The following is a 1,293-nucleotide window of genomic DNA, read 5'->3' as shown; positions in this document are numbered from 1 at the left end:
GTCGTGACTGCGTGCCTTTTGAAGAATGAGCCTGCGAGTTTGCGGTATGTTGCGAGGTTAACCCGTGTGGGGAAGCCGTAGCGAAAGCGAGTCCGAAGAGGGCGTTCAGTAGCATGCTCAAGACCCGAAGCGGAGTGATCTAGCCATGGGCAGGTTGAAGCGGAGGTAAGACTTCGTGGAGGACCGAACCCACCAGGGTTGAAAACCTGGGGGATGACCTGTGGTTAGGGGTGAAAGGCCAATCAAACTCCGTGATAGCTGGTTCTCCCCGAAATGCATTTAGGTGCAGCGTCGTGTGTTTCTTGCCGGAGGTAGAGCACTGGATAGGCGATGGGCCCTACCGGGTTACTGACCTTAGCCAAACTCCGAATGCCGGTAAGTGAGAGCGCGGCAGTGAGACTGTGGGGGATAAGCTCCATGGTCGAGAGGGAAACAGCCCAGAGCATCGACTAAGGCCCCTAAGCGTGTGCTAAGTGGGAAAGGATGTGGAGTCGCAGAGACAACCAGGAGGTTGGCTTAGAAGCAGCCATCCTTGAAAGAGTGCGTAATAGCTCACTGGTCAAGTGATTCCGCGCCGACAATGTAGCGGGGCTCAAGCACACCGCCGAAGTCGTGTCATTGCAGCATTACTCCTAACGGAGGCTGTGATGGGTAGGGGAGCGTCGTGTGCCGGGTGAAGCAGCCGTGGAAACGAGTTGTGGACGGTTCACGAGTGAGAATGCAGGCATGAGTAGCGATACACACGTGAGAAACGTGTGCGCCGATTGACTAAGGGTTCCTGGGTCAAGCTGATCTGCCCAGGGTAAGTCGGGACCTAAGGCGAGGCCGACAGGCGTAGTCGATGGACAACCGGTTGATATTCCGGTACCCGCTTTGAAGCGCCAAACATCGAATCAGGCGATGCTAAGTCCGTGAAGCCGCCCTGAGCTCTTCGGAGCGTAGGGGAGTGGTGGAGCCGACGAACCAGACTTGTAGTAGGTGAGTGATGGGGTGACGCAGGAAGGTAGTCCAGCCCGGGCGGTGGTTGTCCCGGGGTAAGGGTGTAGCCCGTGCGGTAGGCAAATCCGTCGCACGTGTAAGGGTGAGACCTGATGCCGAGCCGATTGTGGTGAAGTGGATGATCCTATGCTGTCGAGAAAAGCCTCTAGCGAGTTTCATGGCGGCCCGTACCCTAAACCGACTCAGGTGGTCAGGTAGAGAATACCGAGGCGTTCGGGTGAACTATGGTTAAGGAACTCGGCAAAATGCCCCCGTAACTTCGGGAGAAGGGGGGCCATTGCTGGTGATGAGTCT

General features: G+C 56.8%; 1 rRNA gene (running past one end of the window). It reads left to right on the top strand.

The features are described 5' to 3' along the window. Window positions 1–1,293 (top strand): 23S ribosomal RNA (locus tag ACIGQF_RS38430) (its annotated part continues 1,279 nt past the right edge of the window); the annotation flags it as partial.

The sequence above is a fragment of the Streptomyces sp. NPDC053560 genome (genome assembly GCF_044544605.1).
Classification (GTDB): Bacteria; Actinomycetota; Actinomycetes; order Streptomycetales; family Streptomycetaceae; genus Streptomyces.
Note: the sequence above shows the minus strand (reverse complement) of the source record. Positions and strands in the feature narration are given on the sequence as shown.